Here is a 6,961-nt window from a genome sequence, read left to right as displayed (position 1 = left end):
CCATAATTAGCCTCATCACACCTTCCAACAAATAGAGCAATCAGATTACTCTTTCCAAGAGGTGTCATCGGCAGAATGTTTACAAACTCCTCCTTTCCCCCTATCTTCATGATAACGAAATATGGTTGCATTTCCTGTATCCCAGTTTTATACTTCTCCTTTGCCTTCTCCCATCTATCCTCTCTGTTGTAGAAGACCTGGACATCTGTCATATGATAATCCCTATACATGAATGATTGCACTTCAACAAGATCGTCTGGAAACCTCATGTGTGCCTTGAGATCTTCACTCATCTTTTCCTGTGGCACAAACAGATCTGGATATATTTTCATATATGTCTTAATAATTGGATCCTCATCATCTATAACATAGAATTTCACCTTTCCGTTGTATGCATCAACGGTAAATTTTACAGAGTTTCTTATGTAATTAAACCTTATATCTCCTAACTTTACATGTTCAGAGTATGGATAAAAGGATGAGATTGTAAAGCCATCTCCCATCCACATAAGATTTCCATCCTTATCTATAAATATATAAGGATCATAGCCAAAAAGTAAGAATGGAGCAATCTTATCAACTCTCTGAATAACATCTCTATACATCATTATTCTTGAATCCTTGTTAAGATACCTTGAAAGAAGGATATTCATATCATTAAATTTTGAGGCGAGCATGATTCGTTTTAATAATCCTCCCACTTCGATTCCACCTTCCCCTTCATACCTTGTATAAACATTCTCATTGCCTCTTGGGTAATCAAACTCATCTGTAGATGTCTTAACAAAAACATAGTTGTCTGTTAGCTCTCCATAGTAAATCTCTGGCCTTTTTATACTAACCCCTTCAACTTCAACTCTTGGTGGTATATCCTTAATCCATAAAACTGGAAGTCCTTCCTCGGTAAATTCATTTACTGGATTCATACAGACTCCATAACCATGAGTGTATTTCAAATGTAGATTAACCCAGCTCTTGGAGCCCTCTGGGAGTAAATTCTGATCAAGCTCCCTTGCGGCAAGCATAACTTCTCTCAAGTTACCATTTATATTGTATCTATCCACATCAACATCAATAAATCTATAGTATGGTCTTATACCCTGAATCTCCTTGTATGTATCAATAAGGGCTCTCCAATCCCACAATCTTGCACTATCTATAACTTCAGCATTATTCTTTATTATTTCCTCTGTAAGTGGAGAAAGCGATGAAATAAATACATTGTCAAACCTGTCAAGCCCATACGCCTTTCTTGTAAATTCAATATTGTAAGATAGGAATTCCTTCTCCTTTGCAAGTTCGTTTGGCTCAACTATTACTCTCTGGTAAACACCGGGAAGCACTCCATAAAGAACAAGAATCAATACAAACAAAACAACGATAGAGATAAGAAGTTTCCTTTGAGGTCTGAATTTACCGAGGTTTGATGAATAGATAAATAAAAGTATGGAGAGGATTAGAAGAAGGGAGATTAAAACATAGTAAATGGGAATTCTCACATGCAAGTCTGTGTATCCAACTCCATAAACAGCACCTCTCTTAGATATCATCAGGTTAAAAATGGAAAAATAGGTCTTGACACTGATAATAAGGAATAAAACACCAAAAAGATAGGCAAACCTTCTATACATCTCATCCTTCGTTAATCTTATGGAAAGGGCAAATCGTGCCTTTGACATAATAATGCTGTAGAAGAGATAGAGGAAGATAACAAATACCGAAAGAGATATGAGAAAATCAAGGACATTTAGCGCAAAGGGGAGGGTAAAGAGATAAAAGGAGAGATCCTTATTAAAAATGGGAGTTTTTACACCCACAGGTGTTCTATATAAAAAGAGAAGTAACTTATTATAATCAAGAGAATTTGTCAGGGAAAAGAAGAAGGATACAGCAACTATACCAATATAGAAAGAGATTTTAAATATCTTTCTCTGTTTTTTTGTTTGAGAACTCTCAAAAGGTGTTTTGATGAATTTGAATCTCATTGCAAGATATGTAAAGAGGAGCGTTACAAGAAACGAAATGATGAATGTTAAAATCCTAAAAATAAGCCTTCTTCTAAATGTAATGGCAAAACCAAGACTTTTAAACCATTGATAGTCAACAAACAAGCTGGAGAATACAGAGATAAAGATTACAAAACCTACTGGAATTATCATAATAAGAAAAAGTGGGAGAGAGAACTTACCCTCTTTTTTAAGGGTAATTATGAATGGTAAAGAAAATACTAACGCAATTAAAATTATAAAAATTATCATGTCTTCCTCCTTTTTCTATAGTATAAAAACTCATCCACTCTTTTAAGAGCTAACTTCACCCCCTCACTCTCATCCTTAACATCTCCCACATCCTTAGGGAAAACGAGATAACCAAATGAAAAGCCAAAGGAGAGTTCCTCTATGTAGATTTTAAACTCCTTGTTGAATCTATCTCTAATCCTTTTTAAAATTTTATCCACTGCCATTTTATCATCTCCTGGAATAAACACTATAAATTCATCACCTCCATACCTAAAGACGAGGTCTGTCTTTCTTACAGATTCCTTAAGTATCTCTGCGAATTTTTTTAACACTCTATCACCTTCAGAATGACCGAATCTATCATTTATGCTCTTAAATTCATCTAAATCTATCATCATGAGCTGAAAGGAAGAGTTGTATCTTATAGATTTAGATATCTCATAACTCAATATTCTTTCCAACTCCCTCCTGTTGTATAGACCTGTAAGATAATCTTTAATGGCAAGCTCTTCTGCCTCTTTCTTTAATGCATCAAGCCTTTCAAACAAGGAGTGCTTCTCCATCACCACCTCTGCAAATCTTGCAAGGGTTTCAGCTATTCTTATGTCTGATTGGGTGAATTTGTTTGGTTTCCATGAATCTATGTTAATAATTGCGATAACTTCGTCTCCAATTATTATTGGAACACCTATGTATGATCTAACAGGTGATTTAGATTCTCTTATCCATGCAGGCACTTCTCTTGTATCAGGATAGTATAGTGTTTTTCCAGTTTCCTCTATCTCTCTTATATTTTCTGGTAAAGATAACCTCATTTCTTCCTCAACCTTTTTTACAACATCATCTTCTATGTTCTCCCAAAGAATAAATCTCCACTCTCCATTCTCTTTTACCATTATTGATGCACTGTCAGCACCTGTAATTCTAACAGCTGTTTTTATCAATTCCTTTAATATTTTATCCCTATCTCCAATCCCCCTTGTTAAAAAAATTGTTGATTCTACAAGGAGCTCCATCTTTCTCTCCGTTCTTGTAAAGAAGCTGATACTTTTATCAAGTAGCAGGGTGTAGAGAATCATGTATCCAGCTATAGGTAAACATCTTAAGGAAACAAGCCTTGGATTGTAGATAAAATCAGGTGGATAAATATGAGAAGAGTAGAAGTGGGGAATTACACCAAAGGTTTCTGAAAATATCTCCCCAAGATAAAGTAGGATATAGGAAAATAAAATATAGTAGAGGGATCTTCTCAGGCCAAAGAATGAAAATAGAAGTAGATAGAGAAAGTATAGAATAAAAGTGATACTCTCAATTCCTCCTGAAACATAAAGTATTGTTGTAACAAAAAGACCATCAAGTATAAAACTTATGATAAGGAAAGTGTAATAGTTTTCTTTTTTCAATTTCAAAAAGATGAAATAGGAGAGTGCAAGAAACAGAAAATAAGAAAGTGAGATAAAGATGTATGCCTTTGGTGAGATAATCTGAATTTTATCAAAAAAATTTAAAAGTCCTGTAAATAGAAACAAAAGGGCGATTAAGATCTTTATTTTTAAAACCTCAATTCCTCTTAAATAGAGCTCGCTCAACAAAAAAGCATCTTTCATATCTTATTTTAGAAAACCCCAAGTTTTCTAAGTTCCTCCTCACTAAGACCAAAGTAGTGACCAATTTCATGATACAAAACATTCTTTATCTTTTCAACTAAAGGGACATTCTCCATCCTTGCCTCCTCCTCTATCTCTCTCATAAAAAGTATAATTCTATCAGGAAGAACTCCGTTGTAGCCCAATCCCCTTTTGGTTAGAGGAACACCCTGGTAAATTCCAAGAAGTTTACCACTCCTCACCCCCACCTTCCTTAGAAGATCAAGAGAAGGTCTTTCTTCAAGCACTATACTAACATTCTCCATGTCCTTTCTGAAACGTTCAGGAAGTTCATCTATCAACTTAAGAACTATCCTTTCAAATTCTTCTCTTTCCATAACTCAATTATATGATAAAATTTCTTATATGAATATATTGAAAGGAGACCTTAAGGACTTTTCATTCTATGATATTCTTACGCTGATAAAGAATATCCAAAAATCTGGGGTTCTAATCATTGAATCCGGGGGAGAGGAATTTGGAAGGATATACTTTGATCACGGCGAGGTAACCCATGCATCGGTTAAAAATTCCCCCTTACCGATTGGAACATTATTGGTAAGGCATAAGAAGATAGATGAGGCAGAGTTGGAGAGGATACTAAGTGAAGAAAGAGAGGGGAAATTTGGAGAGAAGCTTGTAAAGTCTGGAGTGATGGATAAGGAGGAACTAAAGAAATTTTTGAAACTTCAACTGGTGGAAAGATGTTTACATCTCTTCCTTGTAAAGGATGGAAGTTTTAAATTCATACCCGATGAGAAACCAGAGGAAACAAATATAAAGATGGATGTTGATGAACTTATGCTTGAATTAACAAGAAAGTATGATGAACTAATGGAGATAAGGAAAGTTATACCAAATGATGATATTGTCCTTAAGGTAAATCCAGAACCAGATATGGACAGTATGACATTCTCAAAGGATGAGTGGGAGATAGTATTTATGTGTGATGGGAAGAAAACGGTGGGAGAAATAGCATGGTCATCAAAACTTGGTTACTTTGAGGCATTGAAAACCATGAGAGATCTTGTAATCTCTGGAATTCTTTTAAAGGAGGAGAAATGAAGATTTTAAAGAATGTTTCCGTCTTTACCGGGGGAGAGAAACCAAAATTCTTTAATAATGGAATTTTGGTGTGGGATGAGGAAAAAATAGTTTATGTTGGGGAGAATAATAAAGAGTATAAAGGTGAAGTTATAGATGGAAAGGGGAAACTTGTGATGCCAGGTTTTATACTCGCTCATGATCATCTATACTCAGTTCTTTCAAGAGGGATACCTTTAAAAAATTATCATCCTAAAAATTTTTTGGAGATACTAAAAAATCTATGGTGGAAACTGGATCTTGCTCTGGACAGGGAATCAGTTTATTACTCTGCACTTGTAGGGATAATTGATGCCATAAGAAAAGGAACAACCACAATAATAGATCACCATGCAAGTTTTGGATACATCTTGGGAAGTCTTGATGAACTGGAGAGAGCAAGTGTTGAAACTGGGATTAGACTCTCCACATGTTTTGAGGTTTCAGACAGATGGGGAGAGGTTAAGGCAAAGGAAAGCATAAAGGAAAACATAAGATTCATTGAAAAGTTGAGGAAAGAAAAGAATCCTCTTGTATCACCAACATTTGGAATGCATGCCCAATTTACAATAAGTGAAAAAACCATAAAGGAGTGTGCAGAAGCAGGAAATGCCCTTGATGTTGGATTTCATATCCATGTTGCAGAGGATATATCTGATAGGGAAGATTCCATTGAAAAATACGGAATGGGTGTTGTAGAGAGACTCTTAAAGGAAAATATACTTGGAAAAAGAACCCTTGCAATTCATGCCATCCACATTGATGAAAAGGAAAAGGAGATTCTAAAGGAGACTGATACCATGGTTATACATAATCCTGAATCAAATATGAACAATGCAGTTGGAGTATCTGATGTTATAGGGATGATGAATAAAGGAATCCTTTTAGGTCTTGGAACAGACGGTTTCACTCAAAACATGTGGAGGGAAACTCAAGTTGCAAATATACTGCACAAGTTAAACAAAAAGGACCCAAATGTTGGCTTTATGGAATCCTATAAAATGCTGTTTGTAAATAATCCAAAGATAGCTGAAAGAGTCTTTAATAAAAAGATTGGAGTAATAGAGGAGGGTAGTGCTCCTGACTTCATAATGCTATCTTATACACCCCCAACACCTTTAAACGAAGATAACTTCTTTGGTCATTTTCTCTTTGGATTATCTCCAGATTTTGTTGAAGATGTGATAATAAATGGAAAATTTGTTATGAAGGAGAGGGAAATTATAACTGTGGATACAGAAAAAATAGAGAGGGAAAGTAGGAAAATCACAGAGAAACTGTGGGAGAGATTTAACTCTATATAATGACCCTAATAAAACTTGGAATAACCTTCTTTATTATAATTTTCTTGATAACAAGGAAGGTAAGTCCAGGTATAAGTTTACTCATTGGTGGATTATTTCTTGGTTTTATCTATCCAATTCCATTTAAAGAGCTGATGAAGCATCTTCTTATAACATCTATCTCTAAAGACACCCTCAAACTTACCATAATGCTATGCATGATATACTTCTTTGCCAATCTCCTTCAGGATAAAAAAATTCTTACAAAGATGATAAAAAATCTTGACTCTTTTATACCCAATAGAAAGATTACAATCTTTCTCTCTGCCTCCCTTGTAGGTCTCATACCTATGCCAGGAGGTGCTCTATTCTCAGCCCCCCTTGTGGAAGAATCAGCAAGGGGAATGGTGGCAACAAATGAGAGGAAAGCTTACTTAAATTACTGGTTCAGACATGTGTGGGAAGGTGTATTCCCAATTTATCCTGCCCTTATACTCATATCCATATTTTTAAAAATACCAATGAGGACGGTTTTATTGGCACATTTTATACTTCCAATACTTCAGATATCTGCTGGATGGCTTGTAGGTTATAGAGGTGTGAAGCTTGAAAATATAAGGAGAGAGAAGGGTAGTTTCCGTGAATTTTTAAAATATTTCTCTCCAATACTCCTTATAATACTTCTCTCCACAGTGGTTTCACTTGATAT

General features: G+C 35.1%; 6 protein-coding genes. 3 read left to right on the top strand and 3 right to left on the bottom strand.

Translation table 11 applies throughout. The annotated features are described in order from the left end of the window. The 3 genes from J7J33_03730 to J7J33_03720 form a co-directional block, all read right to left on the bottom strand. Positions 1-2,258 (bottom strand): UPF0182 family protein (locus J7J33_03730; GenBank protein MCD6168399.1); only part of this gene is annotated, 2,258 nt, incomplete at its 3' end. Beyond that, positions 2,255-3,829: a sensor domain-containing diguanylate cyclase gene (locus J7J33_03725; GenBank protein ID MCD6168398.1), complete on the bottom strand. Its 1,575-nt coding sequence runs from the start codon at positions 3,827-3,829 to the stop codon at positions 2,255-2,257. The genes J7J33_03725 and J7J33_03730, both read right to left, overlap by 4 nt. Before the next feature lie 26 nt (positions 3,830-3,855). Further along, complete coding sequence (locus tag J7J33_03720) at positions 3,856-4,224, bottom strand: metallopeptidase family protein (protein MCD6168397.1); 369 nt, start codon at positions 4,222-4,224, stop codon at positions 3,856-3,858. A gap of 28 nt (positions 4,225-4,252) precedes the next feature. Between J7J33_03720 and J7J33_03715 the strand changes: the two genes are divergently transcribed. The 3 genes from J7J33_03715 to J7J33_03705 form a co-directional block, all read left to right on the top strand. Then, the gene (locus J7J33_03715; GenBank protein ID MCD6168396.1) at positions 4,253-4,951 is read left to right on the top strand and encodes a DUF4388 domain-containing protein; all 699 of its coding nucleotides are present in this window, start codon (positions 4,253-4,255) and stop codon (positions 4,949-4,951) included. Then, entirely contained in the window at positions 4,948-6,273 is a 1,326-nt protein-coding gene (ssnA, locus tag J7J33_03710) for a putative aminohydrolase SsnA (GenBank protein ID MCD6168395.1), read from the top strand. Before J7J33_03715 ends, ssnA begins: the two co-directional genes overlap by 4 nt. Further along, a partial coding sequence (locus J7J33_03705; protein ID MCD6168394.1) for a DUF401 family protein occupies positions 6,273-6,961 on the top strand: 689 nt, incomplete at its 3' end. The genes ssnA and J7J33_03705, both read left to right, overlap by 1 nt.

The organism is Caldisericia bacterium, from assembly GCA_021158845.1.
GTDB lineage: Bacteria > Caldisericota > Caldisericia > B22-G15 > B22-G15 > B22-G15.
This window is presented reverse-complemented; position numbering and strand designations above follow the sequence as displayed.

What these genes read in the sequence shown, in the direction of transcription:
- J7J33_03720 (MCD6168397.1), bottom strand. Translation starts at nt 4,224, where the DNA reads ATGGAAAGAGAAGAATTTGAAAGGATAGTTCTTAAGTTGATAGATGAA.
- J7J33_03715 (MCD6168396.1), top strand. Translation starts at nt 4,253, where the DNA reads ATGAATATATTGAAAGGAGACCTTAAGGACTTTTCATTCTATGATATT.
- ssnA (MCD6168395.1), top strand. Translation starts at nt 4,948, where the DNA reads ATGAAGATTTTAAAGAATGTTTCCGTCTTTACCGGGGGAGAGAAACCA.